Annotated in this window: 16 protein-coding genes and 1 rRNA gene; 12 read left to right on the forward strand and 5 right to left on the reverse strand. The window is 43.5% G+C overall.

Going from position 1 to position 17,780, the window contains the following annotated elements:
- Positions 1-221: 221 nt before the first annotated feature.
- Both QF06_RS03135 and QF06_RS03140 read left to right on the forward strand, forming a co-directional pair.
- Entirely contained in the window at positions 222-1,211 is a 990-nt protein-coding gene (locus QF06_RS03135; RefSeq protein WP_003244113.1) for a glycosyltransferase family 2 protein, read from the forward strand.
- 71 nt (positions 1,212-1,282) lie between these two features.
- Positions 1,283-3,868: a YfhO family protein gene (locus QF06_RS03140; protein WP_041851147.1), complete on the forward strand. Its 2,586-nt coding sequence runs from the start codon at positions 1,283-1,285 to the stop codon at positions 3,866-3,868.
- Here the strand turns inward: QF06_RS03140 and QF06_RS03145 are convergent.
- Positions 3,861-4,844, reverse strand: coding sequence for a metal-dependent hydrolase (locus QF06_RS03145; RefSeq protein WP_014476212.1), 984 nt, complete (start codon positions 4,842-4,844; stop codon positions 3,861-3,863). The two genes, QF06_RS03140 and QF06_RS03145, sit on opposite strands and share 8 nt — an antisense overlap.
- Before the next feature lie 215 nt (positions 4,845-5,059).
- Here QF06_RS03145 and mutY point away from each other — a divergent pair, with 215 nt between their 5' ends.
- On the forward strand, positions 5,060-6,169 hold the full coding sequence (gene mutY / locus QF06_RS03150; RefSeq protein ID WP_015252513.1) for an A/G-specific adenine glycosylase: 1,110 nt from the start codon (positions 5,060-5,062) through the stop codon (positions 6,167-6,169).
- Positions 6,170-6,176: 7 nt separating this feature from the next.
- On the opposite strand, the gene QF06_RS03155 is transcribed toward mutY, so the two are convergent.
- Entirely contained in the window at positions 6,177-6,401 is a 225-nt protein-coding gene (locus tag QF06_RS03155) for a hypothetical protein (RefSeq protein ID WP_003233542.1), read from the reverse strand.
- 81 nt (positions 6,402-6,482) lie between these two features.
- Between QF06_RS03155 and fabL the strand changes: the two genes are divergently transcribed.
- The 5 genes from fabL to QF06_RS03180 all read left to right on the forward strand — a co-directional run bounded on the left by fabL (position 6,483) and on the right by QF06_RS03180 (position 10,494).
- Positions 6,483-7,235, forward strand: a complete 753-nt coding sequence (gene fabL, locus QF06_RS03160) for an enoyl-[acyl-carrier-protein] reductase FabL (protein ID WP_003223262.1) — start codon at positions 6,483-6,485, stop codon at positions 7,233-7,235.
- A gap of 68 nt (positions 7,236-7,303) precedes the next feature.
- On the forward strand, positions 7,304-7,558 hold the full coding sequence (gene sspE / locus QF06_RS03165; RefSeq protein ID WP_014476214.1) for a gamma type acid-soluble spore protein SspE: 255 nt from the start codon (positions 7,304-7,306) through the stop codon (positions 7,556-7,558).
- 172 nt (positions 7,559-7,730) lie between these two features.
- Complete coding sequence (locus QF06_RS03170) at positions 7,731-7,991, forward strand: YgaB family protein (protein WP_031315502.1); 261 nt, start codon at positions 7,731-7,733, stop codon at positions 7,989-7,991.
- A 143-nt stretch (positions 7,992-8,134) separates the two neighbouring features.
- A complete protein-coding gene (gene ntdP, locus QF06_RS03175; RefSeq protein WP_003223272.1) occupies positions 8,135-8,665 on the forward strand; it encodes a nucleoside tri-diphosphate phosphatase in 531 nt (176 codons plus the stop codon).
- A gap of 86 nt (positions 8,666-8,751) precedes the next feature.
- Complete coding sequence (locus tag QF06_RS03180) at positions 8,752-10,494, forward strand: ABC transporter ATP-binding protein (RefSeq protein ID WP_041851146.1); 1,743 nt, start codon at positions 8,752-8,754, stop codon at positions 10,492-10,494.
- Between the two features lie 74 nt (positions 10,495-10,568).
- Here QF06_RS03180 and QF06_RS03185 read toward each other — a convergent pair whose 3' ends face one another.
- Both QF06_RS03185 and QF06_RS03190 read right to left on the reverse strand, forming a co-directional pair.
- Positions 10,569-11,630, reverse strand: a complete 1,062-nt coding sequence (locus QF06_RS03185; protein WP_003233537.1) for an aromatic acid exporter family protein — start codon at positions 11,628-11,630, stop codon at positions 10,569-10,571.
- Positions 11,631-11,849: 219 nt separating this feature from the next.
- Complete coding sequence (locus QF06_RS03190; RefSeq protein WP_015715541.1) at positions 11,850-13,139, reverse strand: glutamate-1-semialdehyde 2,1-aminomutase; 1,290 nt, start codon at positions 13,137-13,139, stop codon at positions 11,850-11,852.
- 152 nt (positions 13,140-13,291) lie between these two features.
- Between QF06_RS03190 and bcp the strand changes: the two genes are divergently transcribed.
- Together bcp and perR are read left to right on the forward strand one after the other, a co-directional pair.
- Entirely contained in the window at positions 13,292-13,765 is a 474-nt protein-coding gene (gene bcp, locus QF06_RS03195) for a thioredoxin-dependent thiol peroxidase (RefSeq protein WP_003233532.1), read from the forward strand.
- Between the two features lie 122 nt (positions 13,766-13,887).
- Positions 13,888-14,325, forward strand: coding sequence for a peroxide-responsive transcriptional repressor PerR (perR, locus tag QF06_RS03200; RefSeq protein ID WP_003223285.1), 438 nt, complete (start codon positions 13,888-13,890; stop codon positions 14,323-14,325).
- Between the two features lie 34 nt (positions 14,326-14,359).
- Here perR and QF06_RS03205 read toward each other — a convergent pair whose 3' ends face one another.
- A complete protein-coding gene (locus QF06_RS03205) occupies positions 14,360-14,713 on the reverse strand; it encodes a YgzB family protein (protein WP_014113119.1) in 354 nt (117 codons plus the stop codon).
- A 207-nt stretch (positions 14,714-14,920) separates the two neighbouring features.
- Here QF06_RS03205 and QF06_RS03210 point away from each other — a divergent pair, with 207 nt between their 5' ends.
- Positions 14,921-15,805: a nucleotidyltransferase-like protein gene (locus QF06_RS03210; protein WP_003243727.1), complete on the forward strand. Its 885-nt coding sequence runs from the start codon at positions 14,921-14,923 to the stop codon at positions 15,803-15,805.
- A 293-nt stretch (positions 15,806-16,098) separates the two neighbouring features.
- Positions 16,099-17,648 (forward strand): 16S ribosomal RNA (locus QF06_RS03215).
- Positions 17,649-17,780 lie beyond the last annotated feature (132 nt).

A 17,780-nucleotide genomic window follows, 5' to 3' on the forward strand; every position in this document is an offset into this window, starting at 1 on the left:
CTCTCCATCCGTCTGTCATAATGGCAGACTTTTTCTGTGCGTTTTTTTCATAGTCTGTTTTAAACATGACAAAATAACATTAAAAATCATGCATGTCACCATAAAATTGTAACAAAAAACAGGTTTAAACGACTTTAAAAAAAGGAATAGCCTTACTGAAGATTTGTGTAAAACTCCCCTAAGGCAATACTTAAAAAGAATAATAAAAAGAAGGTGCCTTAATGAAGCAAGGATTAATCTCGATTATTATCCCGTCTTACAATGAAGGGTATAATGTCAAACTCATTCATGAATCTTTAAAAAAGGAATTTAAAAACATTCATTATGACTATGAAATATTCTTCATAAACGACGGAAGTGTTGATGACACGCTTCAGCAGATCAAAGACTTGGCAGCGACGTGCAGCCGGGTAAAATATATATCTTTTTCTCGAAACTTTGGAAAAGAAGCCGCAATTTTGGCGGGCTTTGAACATGTTCAGGGCGAGGCGGTTATTGTAATGGATGCCGATCTGCAGCATCCGACATATTTGCTGAAAGAATTTATCAAAGGCTACGAAGAAGGGTATGACCAAGTCATTGCCCAAAGGAACAGAAAAGGGGACAGCTTTGTCCGCTCACTCTTATCATCTATGTATTACAAGTTCATTAATAAAGCGGTGGAAGTCGATTTGCGTGACGGTGTCGGTGACTTCAGATTGTTAAGCCGCCAAGCTGTGAATGCACTTTTGAAGCTGAGCGAAGGAAATCGCTTCTCAAAAGGCCTTTTTTGCTGGATTGGCTTTGATCAGAAAATTGTATTTTATGAAAATGTCGAACGAAAAAACGGCACCTCCAAATGGTCGTTCAGCAGTCTGTTTAACTACGGAATGGACGGCGTCGTTTCATTTAATCATAAGCCGCTGAGATTATGTTTTTATACAGGCATTTTCATCCTGCTGCTTTCCATCATTTATATCATTGCCACATTCGTTAAAATTCTGACTAACGGTATTTCTGTGCCTGGGTATTTCACCATTATCTCAGCAGTGTTATTTCTCGGCGGAGTACAGCTGTTAAGTCTTGGAATAATAGGTGAATATATCGGCCGAATCTATTATGAAACAAAAAAACGCCCGCATTATTTGATCAAAGAAGCGAATATCCCGAACAAAGACCTGCCTGAAACGAACGAATTAAAAAGCATGCGGCGTCTGACAAAAATGCACTGAAAATACCAAGCGCCATTGGCAGTGCTTTTTTTGCGTGTCTATTATCTTAAAAGCAAGACTGGAGAATTTATATGAAAAGAAAACATATCATGATCTATGCGGCCAGTTTGCTGGTGTCCGTTCTGGCACACGCTTTTTTTGTGAAAGAATGGGCGGAAGGCAGGTATATGACAGGTCCGGGTGACGGGCTTGCGCAAATGATCGTATTTAAAAAATTATTATTTGACCAATATACACACGGGAATTTTTTCTACAATTATTCATTCGGACTTGGCGGCGGCACATTCAGTCAGCTCGGCTATTATTTTTCTGCGTCTTTTCTTTTTCTTGCTGTGTCTGCCGCTGTTTGGCTGCTTCAAGCCGTCCAGCTGATCGGAGAAGCGGATACGCTTTTTTGGGCAGAGTCAGCTGTTTTTATCAGTATTTTCAAATTGAGCTTGATCATCTTTACGTCCGCTTCTGTTTTTCATTATCTTCTCAAGCACAGGGCGGCATCGTTCACGGGAGCTGTGTTATACGGCGTCTCAATTATTTATTTCCGTCACGAAGCGTATTGGGAATTTTTCACCGATACAATGGTTTGGCTTCCGCTGCTTGTTTTCGGCGCAGAAAAAATTATTAGAGAGCGGCGTCCGGCGTGGTTTATCGTTGCGTGTTCGCTGACGTTAATCAATAACTTTTACTTTGCATACATAAACCTTATATTCATCGGAATCTATGTGCTGTTCAGATGGCTGATCCGTTTGGAACCACATGAAGAGAAAAGATGGATTCAAATCAGATTATTTCTCGTTTCAGGCTTCATTTCTTTTGGCATCAGTGCGGCGGCGTTTGTGCCGGTAGTATACGGTTTTTTAAACAACCTGCGCCCTCCATACAGCCAGAAAATAGAGTGGCTCAATTTCGATGATAATATCTTATTTTCGAGCCGGATCATCATTGTGCCGGCCGCTTTTCTGCTGTTTTTGTTTATGATTTCTTTTTACAAAAACCGTGTGTTTCGTCTCTTTGCCGGGTTGAGCCTGCTGTTTATTCTGTTTCATTTCAGTCCGTATGCGGCAAGCGTCTTTAACGGTTTTTCCGCCCCGCAAAACCGGTTTGAATATGTTCTGGCCTTTACCATTGCAGGAGCAGCTGCGGCTGGTTTGTCACAGCTGTCTGAATTGAAACGGAAAGAACTGCTCCCGGCCGCAGCTATCGTCCTGCTTCTTTACTTGTATCATATCCAAAGGTATAAGCTCGATATATGGAAGCCTGCGAATGAAAGTATTCTATTGCTCTTACTCATGACAATCGCAGCCTTGTTTGCTGCAGCTTTTGCGAAAAAACGGGCAAAAATGGCTGTGTACGGTATAATCATTCTTTCTTCGCTGTTTGTCGCCAACTCCTATCAAAAATACGCGCTCTCAGAAGGCGGCGATTTGGACAGTGTGACAAAAGAATATCTTACAAGTGAGGAATACAGAGGGCGGGAATCATCTGAGCTCATCAGACGTTTACAGAAGGAAGACGATGATCCGCTCATGAGAATCGACTGGATGAACGGGGTCCGCAATAATACGCCAATCATTTACGGATTTAATGGCTTCAGCGCGTATTCCAGCATTTTAAACAAAGATCTGCTGGCCTTCTATTGGAATGATTTAAGCATCGATATGGGCAGGGAAAGCGTCAGCCGTTACGCGTCATTGGGAGACAGGGCGAATTTATACAGCCTGCTTTACGGCAAATATTATATGACCGAAAAAACAAACGAAGCCAGCGTCCCGTACGGCTTCAAAAAGCATTTAGAAACAGAGCATTATGCAGTTTATGAGAATCAGTACATGCTTCCATTCGTCAAAACAGCGGATGCCATATACAGCGAAAGTGAGCTGGACCGATTGCCCGCTCTTGCGAAAGAACAGGCGATGCTGAAAGGAATCATATTAAAAGATCCATCAGGAAAAACGGAGCAGACACCAAAACCGTCCAATTTGATCACCAAGTCGGACATTACCGCAAAACAAGCCCAGTATCAAAACGGGCTGCTAACCGTAACTGGAGAAAACGGAGGAGAGCTGATCATCACCCCGAAACAGCCATCATCCGCTCCGGGAGACTACTATGTCAGCTTTTATTTGAAAAGCAAAGCAAAAGACAGAGGATTTGCGTTAAAGGTAAATGATTATGTCACAACAAGGAAATCGAACAAATCGATATATAAAACCGGAGTAAATAATATAACGGTAAGAGTGCCTAAATCAGGCCATATCTCAATCAATCTTCCGAAAGGAACCTATGAGCTGAGAAACATAGCGCTCTATGAAGAAAATTACCAAACGCTGAAAAACGCTGTAATGCAAAATAAAACAGAGAAAGCAGACAAACTGAATTGGAACAAAAATCGACTGACCTTTGCCTATCATCTGTCAAAAGATCAGTACATCATGCTTCCGATCCCATATGAAAAAGGCTGGGAGCTGAAGATCAACGGAAAAACACAGAAGATCGAAAAAGCGGATTATGCTTTTATAGGCTTCAAGGCGCAAAAGGGAGACAATCACATTGAGCTGACTTACTATCCGCCATACTTCAAAATATCGGCGATCATATCTCTCGTCAGTCTGCTGCTTGCTGTTTTCTATATAAGACGTAAAAAGCCCGGCTCTATATAGAGCCGAGCTTTAATTTTTTCTGAAGTTTTTCTTCGCTGAATATCCATCCCGTATAGGACGAACGAATCGTGAGATCATGGCCGATATGAACAATTGCGACAAACGGATAATGGCCTTTGCTCCGATAACGCAGGTCGATAAATCTCACCTCATAATGATCTTTAAACGTATCCACTTCCCACCGGTATACCGGAGAAAAGGACAGAAACGCCGCGATGTTATCATCCTGCTTTGCCGCATGCATTACATCGGTTTCAGGAACAGGCACCCGATTAAATGTATCCAGAATCACGACATGTCCTTCCATGCTTCTTCCTACATAGAAAGCATGTGCTGTCGTCACTGCGATTCGCCATTGCCTGAATTTCATCGTTGGAGAAATAATAATGCTTTCGATCTCATCATGAATCATCTCATGAAGCTTCCGTTTAATTCTCAGCTGCATGATCAGGCGCACCAAGTAGTAGCCTGCCAATATGATATATAAGCTGAGAAACGTGATGCCGGGACTGCCGCCTGCATACCAAATCGCGATAGCTGCCAGATGGCTGATAAAAATAAACGGATCAAACGTATTAATCAGCCCGAGCGCTACCCATTTTTTCGAAAACGGACGAATGGCTTGTGTTCCATAGGCGTTGAATATATCAACAAAGACATGCAGAACGACTGCCAGCAGTGTCCACAGCCACAGGTGCAGAAAATCAGCCTGAGGATAAAATAAATACAGAATCGCCGGGATGATGACAGACCAAAACAAAACGGCGGGAATTGAATGGGTAAATCCTCTGTGATTCCTTATATAAACAGCATTGTTTTTAAGCTTTAACACAGTATCAATATCCGGAGCCTGAGAGCCCGCAAGCGTTGCGATCATAACAGCGTGAGCCATTGCCGGATCTGATCCGACAACAGGATCAAGCGTCGCAATACCGCCCAGTGCGATGCCCATAACGACATGTGTGCCCGTATCCATAGGTGACCTCCTTGCAGGATGATCCTGCACATTCACTTTGTAAGAAATTCCCCATTTTCATATACCCAATTTTTAAACTGATTCAATCGTTCTCATATGTTTCCGCTTTTTCTTTATTACTATTTAATGTAACATATTATCGTACTGTGCCCTTAGTGTACAACAAAAAACAGTCTAAAGAAAAGCGGGGCGCGAAAGACTGGGGAGAAACACATATGAACGTACTTGAAGACAAATTAAAACAAAAAGACATACAGCAATTTCGCGATGATTTAATCTCATGGTTTGAACGAGAGCAGCGCGTTCTGCCGTGGAGAGAGGACCAAGATCCATATAAGGTGTGGGTATCTGAAGTGATGCTGCAGCAAACGAGAGTAGAGACAGTGATTCCTTACTTTCTCCGGTTTGTGGAACAATTCCCGACAGTGGAAGCGCTCGCTGATGCTGATGAAGAAAAGGTGCTCAAAGCATGGGAAGGGCTCGGCTATTATTCGCGAGTTAGAAACCTGCAAAGCGCGGTAAAAGAAGTGAAACAGGAATACGGCGGCATTGTCCCTCCAGACGAGAAAGATTTTGGCGGGTTAAAAGGCGTCGGCCCTTATACAAAGGGAGCGGTGCTCAGCATTGCCTACAATAAACCCATTCCCGCAGTTGACGGAAATGTGATGCGTGTCATGTCCAGAATTCTTTCTATTTGGGATGATATTGCCAAACCAAAAACAAGAACGATCTTTGAAGACGCCATACGAGCTTTTATTTCCAAAGAAAAACCATCTGAATTTAATCAGGGCTTGATGGAGCTTGGAGCCTTGATCTGTACGCCAAAATCACCCTCATGCCTGCTATGCCCGGTTCAGCAGCATTGCTCAGCATTTGAAGAAGGCACTGAACGGGAGCTTCCGGTAAAAAGCAAAAAGAAAAAGCCCGGGATCAAAACCATGGCCGCGATCGTACTGACTGATGAAGACGGACAAGTGTATATCCACAAACGGCCGTCTAAAGGTTTGCTCGCCAACCTGTGGGAATTCCCTAATCTTGAAACACAAAAAGGGATCAAAACTGAGCGTGAACAGCTCATTGCTTTCTTAGAAAACGAATATGGCATACAAGCTGATATCAGTGATCTGCAAGGTGTAGTCGAGCATGTTTTCACCCACCTGGTATGGAATATTTCAGTGTTTTTCGGTAAAGTAAAACAAGTGTCGGATACCAGCGAGCTGAAAAAAGTAACGAAAGAAGAGCTCGAACAATTTGCGTTCCCGGTGTCACATCAAAAAATCTGGAAGATGGCAGTAGAAGCAGCCGCCATCTCGGCTGCTCCGTAAACCATTCTTAATCGTAAGAGACGCGCGTGCCGTGGCTGTAGTCCGCTTCATTGCGCTTCATTCCGCCGCGCGCTTCAATTTCTTGCGTTAATTCCCGGTATTTTGATTGGCCTTCTTCGTTCAAATAAGGCATAATTTGCTGAAAGGCATGATGAAAATAAGCGAGTTCACTGTTCTTCCAATCTTTTTTGGAAACCATGTTCAATTCGCTCATATCACGTCCGACATACATAACAGAAGACCCCCTTTAAAGTTCTTGCCATTATTGTTTGTGGAAATAAAAGAACTATACGCTACAAGGAGATGAGGAAAAATGGAACAAAATAAATGTGCACTCGTAACAGGAAGCAGCCGCGGTGTCGGAAAAGCGGCCGCGATCAGACTTGCTGAGAACGGCTATAACATCGTCATTAACTATGCACGCAGCAAAAAAGCAGCATTAGAAACAGCGGAAGAAATCGAAAAGCTTGGCGTTAAAGTTCTTGTCGTAAAAGCAAACGTAGGACAGCCTGCAAAAATCAAAGAAATGTTTCAGCAAATTGATGAAACGTTCGGCAGACTTGATGTTTTTGTAAATAATGCCGCATCAGGAGTACTAAGACCTGTCATGGAATTAGAAGAAACACACTGGGACTGGACGATGAACATTAATGCGAAAGCATTGCTTTTCTGCGCTCAGGAAGCTGCCAAGCTAATGGAGAAGAACGGTGGCGGACATATTGTCAGCATCAGTTCATTAGGCTCTATCCGCTATCTTGAAAACTACACCACGGTCGGTGTATCAAAAGCAGCGTTAGAGGCTTTAACCCGTTATCTTGCCGTTGAGCTTTCACCAAAACAAATTATCGTCAATGCTGTTTCAGGCGGAGCGATCGACACAGATGCGCTGAAGCACTTCCCGAATAGAGAAGATCTGCTTGAGGATGCGCGCCAAAATACGCCGGCGGGACGCATGGTCGAAATTAAAGACATGGTTGATACTGTGGAGTTTCTAGTGTCTTCCAAGGCTGACATGATCCGCGGACAGACAATTATCGTTGACGGCGGACGCTCACTGCTCGTTTAAAAATTTTTAAAAAAGAGGAATAGCTATACGATCACCTGCACATTCTAATGACCGTGGAGGTGATAACAATGGCTAACTCAAATAACTTCAGCAAAACAAACGCTCAACAAGTTAGAAAACAAAACCAACAATCAGCTGCTGGTCAAGGTCAATTTGGCACTGAATTTGCTAGCGAAACAAACGCTCAGCAAGTCAGAAAACAAAACCAGCAATCAGCTGGCCAACAAGGTCAATTCGGCACTGAATTCGCTAGTGAAACTGACGTACAGCAGGTAAGACAGCAAAACCAATCTGCTGAACAAAACAAACAACAAAACAGCTAATCACTGAAACAGAAAAAAGCACTTCATCTTCGGGTGGAAGTGCTTTTTTCTGTTTGAAAAACGACAAAACTTGTGGAAGGTCTACAGAATGAGTCAAAGGGTTTGCTTTATGGAGATCGAAATGATTAAAGGAGGAAATGTTTATACTTTCATCAGGCTGAAGGAGGAACCGATGACGGAATTTGAAAAGCTGGTAAGTGAACAGATGAAAACGATGGATAAGCTTCTCGATCTCCAATCAGAGCTCGACCGCTGCAAACAAATTGAGGCGGAACTCCGGCATTTGGAAAGGGATGCAAAGCTGCGTGGGATTCAGGCTGAAATTGCGGTAAAACGGAAACACCTTGCCGATATACAGGATATGTTTCAAAAGCAGACAGAGCAGGTCATTCGTTCATATCGCAGCTCAGAAAAGCCGTCTTCCTTTGTGTAGTGCAGGAATGTGCCATTCCCCGGCCGGAATGGCTCTTTTATTTTCATTTTTCAATTTGTAACGTTATAATAGGTAAAAGACGTTGTCGGTAAGCAAATTTGGACATACTAACTGTAGGGCTTTATAGAAAGTAGGGGAGAAATATGGGCTATCCCAAGGAAGGAGAAACCATTCAAATTCACAGCTATAAGCACAACGGGCTGATTCATAGAATTTGGAATGAGACAACAATCTTAAAAAGTACAGAAATGTGTGTCATCGGAGCCAATGACCGGACGATGGTAACCGAATCAGACGGCCGGACATGGATAACCAGAGAGCCCGCAATCTGTTATTTTCACGCAAGACAATGGTTTAATGTCATCGGGATGCTGAGGGAAGACGGGGTTCATTATTATTGCAACATCAGTTCTCCGTTTGCCTATGATGGCGAAGCAATTAAATATATTGATTATGACTTAGATGTTAAGGTTTTTCCTGACATGACCTACAATATTCTCGATGAAGACGAATATGATGATCATCGGAAAGCCATGAATTATCCAAAAGAAATCGACAGTATTTTAAGAGACTACTTAAATACGCTGCTCCATTGGATTCACCAGCGTCAGGGACCGTTTGCACCCGAGTTTGTCGATATGTGGTATGAACGGTATTTGCGCTACACAAAATAATGGTTACGTAAAAACCTGTTGCGGGGTACAACAGGTTTTTCACATGGGCTCACACACATCATGATAAAGAGAGAGGGGGAATCAACGTGGGGGTTATGAAACGCTACATGCAATTCGTCAAACCTTATAAGAAGCAAATTTTCGTTACAGTGTTAATCGGGATCGTAAAATTCTCCATTCCGCTTGCTCTCCCATTGCTTCTGAAGTACGTAGTTGACGACATTATTCAAGGAGGCGGCACGGCTAGTGACAAAACAACGTCATTGTTCACGATTATGGCGATCATGTTCGCCTTATTTTTAATTTTGCGCCCGCCTGTTGAATATTACCGGCAATATTTTGCCCAGTGGACTGCCAGCAAGGTGCTTTATGATATAAGAGCTAAGCTGTTTGACCATATACAAAAACTGAGCCTGCGTTTTTACGCGAATACAAGAACAGGGGAAGTCATTTCCCGAGTGATTAATGATGTAGAACAAACAAAGGATTTCGTCATCACAGGGCTGATGAATATATGGCTCGATATGCTGACGATTTTGATTGTAATCTCTATCATGCTCACACTGGACATTAAATTAACGCTGATCTCTATCGTTTTATTCCCATTATACGGAATATCAGTGAAGTATTTTTACGGCCGTTTACGAAAGCTGACAAGGGAGCGCTCACAGGCTCTTGCTCAAGTGCAGGGGCATTTGCACGAACGCATTCAAGGCATGCCTGTCATCAGAAGCTTTGCGATAGAAGATCATGAACAGGCTCAATTTAATGAGAAAAACGGTCATTTCTTAGATAAAGCCATCCGACACACGAATTGGAACGCCAAAACCTTTGCGGTCGTTAATACCATTACAGATTTGGCGCCGCTCATCGTCATAGCGTGCGCCGGGTATTTTGTCATTAATGGACCGCTGACAGTCGGAACAATGGTCGCGTTTGTCGGATATATTGACAGAATGTACAACCCTGTTAGAAGGCTGATCAATTCCTCTACAACTTTGACACAGTCAATCGCATCAATGGACAGGGTATTTGAATTTATTGACGAGCCCTACGAACTCACTGACAAACCAAATGCGATAAAGGCCGATCAGATTCGCGGAGGAGTGGAGTTTCAAAACGTTTCGTTTCAATATGAGAAGGACAAAGAAAATATTCTTCATGATGTATCCTTAAAAGTAAATAGAGGAGAAACTGTAGCTCTCGTCGGCATGAGCGGAGGAGGAAAATCAACGCTCGTCAGCCTGATCCCAAGATTTTATGATGTAACAAGCGGCAGACTGCTGATTGATGGGACGGATATTCGCGATTATGAAGCAAGAAGCCTTCGCAACCAGGTTGGTATGGTGCTTCAGGATACCTTTTTATTTAGTGAAACGATTCGGGAAAATATCGCGATCGGCAAGCCTGATGCCACACTTGAAGAGATAATCGAAGCCGCCAAAGCTGCAAATGCCCATGAATTTATCATGAGTTTTCCAGAAGGATATGAGACCCGGGTGGGGGAACGAGGCGTTAAGCTTTCAGGCGGACAAAAGCAGCGGATCTCAATTGCGCGGGTATTCCTGAAAAATCCGCCGCTCCTCATTTTAGATGAAGCTACATCAGCTCTGGATTTGGAAAGTGAGCATTACATTCAAGAAGCGATGGACAAACTGGCGAAGGATAGAACAACTTTTGTTGTCGCCCACCGTTTATCGACAATCACCCATGCGGATAAGATTGTTGTCATGGAAAACGGGACAATCATTGAAATCGGAACCCATGATGAACTCATGGACTATGAGAGCCAATACAAGCACTTATTTACCATTCAAAATTTGAACTAAAACCAATCTTATATCCTTTTAACGAAGGATATAAGATTTTTTTGTATATAAAAAAACCCGGCTGTTTAACCGGGTTACTCTTCTGTTTCTATTTCGCAGTCTTTCGGATGATACGTTTGAAAACTTGTGATAAGTGTTTCTAAATGTTCAAGCTGCTCGCGATATTCCACGGCGCTTGCCATAATATTGAGCATGTTGTAATCAATAAGCTCCTCATCCGTATTCTGCTGATTTTTTAAAAATGACTTTGTTAAAAGCTGCTTATACCGGATGCCTTCTTCAACCGCGTCATCATGCGGCTTGATTTTTCCGACAAACCTCATCAAAATCCGTTCGTGCCAGTAAAGCAGGTAATCAAGTTCTTCAGTCAATGTTTCCTGAAACTCTTCCGGCATATGATAGATCTCGTTTTCCAGACGATGCAGCTTCTTCAATGTATCAAGCGCCCGATTTGCAGTAATAATGGCCTGTCTGAACAGGACAAGCTTTCTTGATTTCACATAAGTCGTTTTCTTAAAGTAACTTCTTTCTTCTTTATATAGAAGATATGTCTGATCAAGCTTGATCATTTTTTCTTTCAGTTTTTCAATATCCTCTTTCAAAATCGAATGCTCTGTCGACTGCCGCATGGACAATCTGATCCACTTCATAATTTCTTCGGTGTTTTCGACGGTATTATGAATCAGTTTTGTTTCGTACTTAGGAGGCAAAAACACAAGGTTGACGATAAAGGAAGAAAGCACCCCTAAGATGACTGTGCTTGTTCTGATCAGCGCGAACATTAAAAAGTCGTCACCGGCAGATTCTAATATCGCAATGACTGTTACAAGAGCAATTGAAATTGTATGTTCAATTTTAAGTTTCAGCATGATTGTAATGACAATAACTGCTGTTAACCCGATCATAATCGGGCTGGGTCCGAAAATAAGGCCGAACACTGTGGCAATCACAGCTCCGATGATATTTGCTTGAACCTGGTCAATAATAATGAGAAAAGAGCGGTAAATCGACGGCTGGATCGCAAATATCGCTGCAATTCCAGCGAAAATCGGCGCGGGAAGCCCGATCCACGAAGCCAAATAAAGAGCAAGTGTAATCGCAATCCCGGTTTTGAAAATGCGGGCACCAAGTTTCATTGGTTTGTGCGTGCATTCCTTTCTATAGTAAATTGTGTGACATAGCAAATGGGCTAATCCTTAAAATTCCCGGTTAGTTTATTTGCTAAACAATTAAGTAATATACAGGGATCGATACAAATATTCAAGCTATTTTTCTAGAAAAAGACCAAAATCTTACACGTTGTTTGATTCCATAAAAAAACAGGAGCCCAAAGCTCCTGTTCAAAGTATCTGATTCTAGTTTTTAAGATGTTTAAAAGCATCCTCGACCGCTGCAAGCGTGTCTTTAATATCCTGCTCTGTATGTGCTGTGGTAATAAACCAAGCTTCATACTTAGAAGGTGCTAAATTAATTCCGCGTTCCAGCATCAGCTTGAAAAACGTAGCGAATGTTTCTCCGTCACTCCGTTCAGCCTGCTCGTAATTTTCCACTTTCTCATCAGAGAAGTATACCGTGAGCGCACCTTTTAACCGGTTGACCGTAATGGTGATGCCGTGTGTTTCTGCGTGCTTCAAAATGCCTTCCTCAAGCATAGCGCCAAGGTGATCAAGCTTTTCATACACGCCTTTTTCTTTGAGCACTTCCAGACAAGCGATGCCTGATAGGATGGAAGCGGGGTTCCCTGCCATTGTTCCTGCCTGATAAGCAGGCCCTAGCGGAGCTACCTGCTCCATGATTTCTTGTTTGCCGCCATAGGCGCCAATCGGAAGTCCGCCGCCGATAATTTTCCCGAGTGCTGTTAAATCTGGTTTCACCTGTAAGAGATCCTGCGCGCCGCCATACATAAAGCGGAAAGCCGTAATGACTTCATCGTAAATAACGAGAGCGCCTGCATTATGTGTCAATTCATTTACTTTTTCTAAGAAGCCCTCTTTCGGCTCGACGATACCGAAGTTGCCGACAATCGGTTCAACGAGAACTGCCGCGATTTCACTGCCCCATTTATCAAGAGCCGCTTTATAGCTATCGATATCATTAAATGGTACTGTGATCACTTCGTTTGCAATGCTTTTCGGTACACCGGCTGAGTCTGGTGTGCCGAGAGTAGACGGGCCGGAGCCTGCGGCGACAAGCACAAGGTCCGAATGCCCGTGATAGCAGCCCGCAAATTTAATGATTTTTGTCCGGCCTGTATATGCGCGAGCCACGCGGATGGTCGTCATAACGGCTTCTGTACCCGAATTGACGAATCTTACTTTGTCCATAGCGGGAATGGCTTCTTTGAGCATCTTTGCAAATGTAACCTCGTGTTTCGTTGGTGTTCCATACAATACACCGTTCTCTGCCGCTTTTTTAATCGCTTCTGTAATATGTGGGTGGGCATGTCCTGTAATAATCGGACCGTACGCCGCTAAATAATCGATGTATTTGTTGCCGTCCACATCCCAAAAATAAGCGCCGCTTGCTTTCTCCATTGCAACAGGAGAACCGCCGCCGACTGCTTTATATGATCTAGACGGGCTGTTTACACCGCCGACAATGTGCTGTAATGCCTCATTGTGAAGTTCAATTGATTTTGTATGCAAGAATAAAAACCTCCTATATCTCCATGCGTCCTTTCTATTGTAGCATGCTTCCGAACAAGAACAATGGCTTCGGGCTTCAGATTCAGCTGAGATGGTTGTAATCCGGACAAGAATTGGATACGCTTAATAAAAAAACATCCGGAGGTAACGTAATGACTATAGAAATCGGACAAAAAGCGCCTGATCTTGAGTTAAAAGGCGATCATGGGGAAACAGTAAAATTATCGGATTATAAAGGAAAGTACATCGTGCTTTATTTTTATCCAAAGGACATGACACCGGGATGTACAACTGAAGCATGCGATTTTCGGGACAGTCACGAAAGCTTCGCCGAACTGGATGCCGTCATTATTGGCGTCAGCCCGGACAGCCAGGAAAAACACGGAAAATTTAAAGAGAAGCATAACCTGCCATTTCTGCTTCTTGTTGATGACGAGCATAAGCTGGCGGAAGCGTTTGATGTGTGGAAGCTGAAGAAAAACTTCGGAAAAGAGTATATGGGAATCGAACGTTCCACTTTTTTAATTGATAAAGAAGGCCGGCTCATTAAAGAATGGAGAAAAGTAAAAGTAAAGGACCATGTAGCCGAAGCGCTTCAAACCCTCAAAGATATGTCGGAAAAGTAAATCTCTATGAGCCTATGCTTACTTTTACCCTGATATCAATTGACAAATTATCGTAGAAAGAGTTACACTAATTATAAACATTACAATGTAAGAATTTTTTTTAGAAGAGAGGTGCATGACGGATGGCTGCACATGAACTAAAAGAAGCCTTAGAAACGTTGAAGGAAACCGGAGTTCGCATTACTCCTCAACGTCATGCGATTCTGGAATATCTCGTTAACTCTATGGCTCATCCAACAGCGGACGATATATATAAAGCTCTGGAAGGGAAATTTCCTAACATGAGCGTAGCGACGGTATATAACAATTTGCGTGTGTTCCGAGAATCAGGTTTGGTAAAAGAGCTCACATACGGTGATGCTTCCAGCAGATTCGATTTTGTGACATCTGATCACTATCACGCGATTTGCGAAAACTGCGGTAAAATTGTGGACTTCCACTACCCGGGCCTTGATGAAGTGGAGCAGCTCGCTGCCCACGTCACGGGCTTCAAGGTCAGCCACCACCGTTTAGAAATTTACGGCGTCTGCCAAGAGTGTTCGAAAAAAGAAAATCATTAAAAATAAGCTGACCGCACGAAACGGTCAGCTTATTTTATTTCGACATTTTCTTTTTATTATAAGACTCATCAAATTCTTTTCCTTCTAATCCCTTATCTAAAGTCAGCGGCTCTCGGCAATGCATGCACATATCGACTCTTCCTAAAACCTTTGTCTCTTTTTCACAGCCCGGACAAATGACGCGAACCGCTTTGGTCGAAAGCATTCCGATCCAAAAGTAAACTACCGTGCTGAGACCGATGGATAAAAGCCCAAGTATCATAAACAAACTAGAAAGCAAAACTGACTCTTTGAAAAAGATCCCGATGTACATAATGATAAACCCAACGAAAACCAAACTTAACGCAAATGTTCTGATTTTATTAATTTTGCTGGAGTATTTCGCCATGTCCATCCCCCTCTGATTTAACTATAGCACAAACCCGATGGGATTTTCTTCATGTTTTCGGTTGAACTGGAATTTACATATGGAGAGTTACTGTGAAATTGTTTATAATAGTTCAATGTGTTTAGAAAAAAGGAATTTCGTTTTAACCATAGAATTGAATCAAATAGAGAATAAAAAAATTTGAACAATTGCATTGGAGGAATAGTGATGGAAAATCTTCTCCGTCCAATTTACCAAGAAAGAGCAAGTCACCCCAATACATTGGCTGTCATTATGATTGAGAGAAGAAACAAAACATCTTCCTTAACAGATAACTTTGATGCAGCTTTGCTGGTGATTGTAAAGGATGCTGATGAGCCAGTTTTTATAAAGCATTATGAATTTGATCATCAAACAGCTTCTTTGCATGTGGTAACAGATTCTCAGATTCAAGAATGGATTTTGCTTGGAACAAATAGAAGAATCATAGATTGGATTGTAAATGGCAGAGTCTTGTTTGACCGTAATGAATACGTAGTTGAACTGATTGACAGGCTGAATACATTTCCGTTTGCCGAACGTAAACTGAAGATCGGACTCGAATACGGCAAATTAATCAGAAGGTATGTTGAAGGGAAAGCTTTTTTTGAAGCCAATCAATTTTTAGATGCCTACAACGCCGTTGTTCATGCGCTGCATCATTTAGCACGTATTGAAGTAATCGACAGAGGATTCCATCCCGAAACCACGGTGTGGAGCCAAGTGCGCCAGATGGAGCCGCAAGTGTACAAGTTATATTCCGAGCTGATTGAAAGTCACGAGAGCCTGGAAAAAAGACTTGAATTATTATTCTTAGCAAATGATTTTCTCATCCATTCCAAAGCCGAGATCGGTTCGGCGCATCTTTTCGAAGTAATGAAAGAAAAAGACATTTGGCAATTCGGTGAGCTTCTTCAACATCATGACCTAAAGCACTTTACCCAAGATCTTGGCGTTATGCTTGATTACTTGACAGAAAAGGGACTTATCAACGTCTGCCAGATAGAAACGAAAGGACAGGCTGTCTATCACCGAGGATATTCTTTTAAAAAAGGTGTTGACTCTGATTCTTGACCGTGTTATATTATTAAACGTCGCTGATGCGCTTCTGAGAAAACAAGCTCACAGCGGCGGGAAAATAAATCAAAAAAACATTTGACAAAAGAAAGTCAAAATGTTATATTAATAAAGTCGCTTCAACAAGAAGTGAAAATGATCTTTGAAAACTAAACAAGACAAAACGTACCTGTTAATTCAGTTTTTAAAAAATCGCACAGCGATGTGCGTAGTCAGTCAAACTAGGGCCTGCATGACGCAGGTCACACAGGTGTCGCCGCAGGAAGCGGTGGACTTAACCTGTGATCCATTTATCGGAGAGTTTGATCCTGGCTCAGGACGAACGCTGGCGGCGTGCCTAATACATGCAAGTCGAGCGGACAGATGGGAGCTTGCTCCCTGATGTTAGCGGCGGACGGGTGAGTAACACGTGGGTAACCTGCCTGTAAGACTGGGATAACTCCGGGAAACCGGGGCTAATACCGGATGGTTGTTTGAACCGCATGGTTCAAACATAAAAGGTGGCTTCGGCTACCACTTACAGATGGACCCGCGGCGCATTAGCTAGTTGGTGAGGTAACGGCTCACCAAGGCAACGATGCGTAGCCGACCTGAGAGGGTGATCGGCCACACTGGGACTGAGACACGGCCCAGACTCCTACGGGAGGCAGCAGTAGGGAATCTTCCGCAATGGACGAAAGTCTGACGGAGCAACGCCGCGTGAGTGATGAAGGTTTTCGGATCGTAAAGCTCTGTTGTTAGGGAAGAACAAGTACCGTTCGAATAGGGCGGTACCTTGACGGTACCTAACCAGAAAGCCACGGCTAACTACGTGCCAGCAGCCGCGGTAATACGTAGGTGGCAAGCGTTGTCCGGAATTATTGGGCGTAAAGGGCTCGCAGGCGGTTTCTTAAGTCTGATGTGAAAGCCCCCGGCTCAACCGGGGAGGGTCATTGGAAACTGGGGAACTTGAGTGCAGAAGAGGAGAGTGGAATTCCACGTGTAGCGGTGAAATGCGTAGAGATGTGGAGGAACACCAGTGGCGAAGGCGACTCTCTGGTCTGTAACTGACGCTGAGGAGCGAAAGCGTGGGGAGCGAACAGGATTAGATACCCTGGTAGTCCACGCCGTAAACGATGAGTGCTAAGTGTTAGGGGGTTTCCGCCCCTTAGTGCTGCAGCTAACGCATTAAGCACTCCGCCTGGGGAGTACGGTCGCAAGACTGAAACTCAAAGGAATTGACGGGGGCCCGCACAAGCGGTGGAGCATGTGGTTTAATTCGAAGCAACGCGAAGAACCTTACCAGGTCTTGACATCCTCTGACAATCCTAGAGATAGGACGTCCCCTTCGGGGGCAGAGTGACAGGTGGTGCATGGTTGTCGTCAGCTCGTGTCGTGAGATGTTGGGTTAAGTCCCGCAACGAGCGCAACCCTTGATCTTAGTTGCCAGCATTCAGTTGGGCACTCTAAGGTGACTGCCGGTGACAAACCGGAGGAAGGTGGGGATGACGTCAAATCATCATGCCCCTTATGACCTGGGCTACACACGTGCTACAATGGACAGAACAAAGGGCAGCGAAACCGCGAGGTTAAGCCAATCCCACAAATCTGTTCTCAGTTCGGATCGCAGTCTGCAACTCGACTGCGTGAAGCTGGAATCGCTAGTAATCGCGGATCAGCATGCCGCGGTGAATACGTTCCCGGGCCTTGTACACACCGCCCGTCACACCACGAGAGTTTGTAACACCCGAAGTCGGTGAGGTAACCTTTTAGGAGCCAGCCGCCGAAGGTGGGACAGATGATTGGGGTGAAGTCGTAACAAGGTAGCCGTATCGGAAGGTGCGGCTGGATCACCTCCTTTCTAAGGATATTATACGGAATATAAGACCTTGGGTCTTATAAACAGAACGTTCCCTGTCTTGTTTAGTTTTGAAGGATCATTCCTTCGAAACGTGTTCTTTGAAAACTAGATAACAGTAGACATCACATTCAA

The organism is Bacillus sp. YP1 (assembly GCF_000877815.1).
In the GTDB taxonomy this organism is placed as follows: domain Bacteria; phylum Bacillota; class Bacilli; order Bacillales; family Bacillaceae; genus Bacillus; species Bacillus subtilis.

What these genes read in the sequence shown, in the direction of transcription:
- fabL (WP_003223262.1), top strand. Translation starts at nt 6,483, where the DNA reads ATGGAACAAAATAAATGTGCACTCGTAACAGGAAGCAGCCGCGGTGTC.
- QF06_RS03185 (WP_003233537.1), bottom strand. Translation starts at nt 11,630, where the DNA reads ATGAAACTTGGTGCCCGCATTTTCAAAACCGGGATTGCGATTACACTT.
- perR (WP_003223285.1), top strand. Translation starts at nt 13,888, where the DNA reads ATGGCTGCACATGAACTAAAAGAAGCCTTAGAAACGTTGAAGGAAACC.
- bcp (WP_003233532.1), top strand. Translation starts at nt 13,292, where the DNA reads ATGACTATAGAAATCGGACAAAAAGCGCCTGATCTTGAGTTAAAAGGC.
- sspE (WP_014476214.1), top strand. Translation starts at nt 7,304, where the DNA reads ATGGCTAACTCAAATAACTTCAGCAAAACAAACGCTCAACAAGTTAGA.
- QF06_RS03210 (WP_003243727.1), top strand. Translation starts at nt 14,921, where the DNA reads ATGGAAAATCTTCTCCGTCCAATTTACCAAGAAAGAGCAAGTCACCCC.
- QF06_RS03155 (WP_003233542.1), bottom strand. Translation starts at nt 6,401, where the DNA reads ATGTATGTCGGACGTGATATGAGCGAATTGAACATGGTTTCCAAAAAA.
- QF06_RS03140 (WP_041851147.1), top strand. Translation starts at nt 1,283, where the DNA reads ATGAAAAGAAAACATATCATGATCTATGCGGCCAGTTTGCTGGTGTCC.
- QF06_RS03145 (WP_014476212.1), bottom strand. Translation starts at nt 4,844, where the DNA reads ATGGATACGGGCACACATGTCGTTATGGGCATCGCACTGGGCGGTATT.
- mutY (WP_015252513.1), top strand. Translation starts at nt 5,060, where the DNA reads ATGAACGTACTTGAAGACAAATTAAAACAAAAAGACATACAGCAATTT.
- QF06_RS03135 (WP_003244113.1), top strand. Translation starts at nt 222, where the DNA reads ATGAAGCAAGGATTAATCTCGATTATTATCCCGTCTTACAATGAAGGG.
- QF06_RS03170 (WP_031315502.1), top strand. Translation starts at nt 7,731, where the DNA reads ATGACGGAATTTGAAAAGCTGGTAAGTGAACAGATGAAAACGATGGAT.
- QF06_RS03205 (WP_014113119.1), bottom strand. Translation starts at nt 14,713, where the DNA reads ATGGCGAAATACTCCAGCAAAATTAATAAAATCAGAACATTTGCGTTA.
- ntdP (WP_003223272.1), top strand. Translation starts at nt 8,135, where the DNA reads ATGGGCTATCCCAAGGAAGGAGAAACCATTCAAATTCACAGCTATAAG.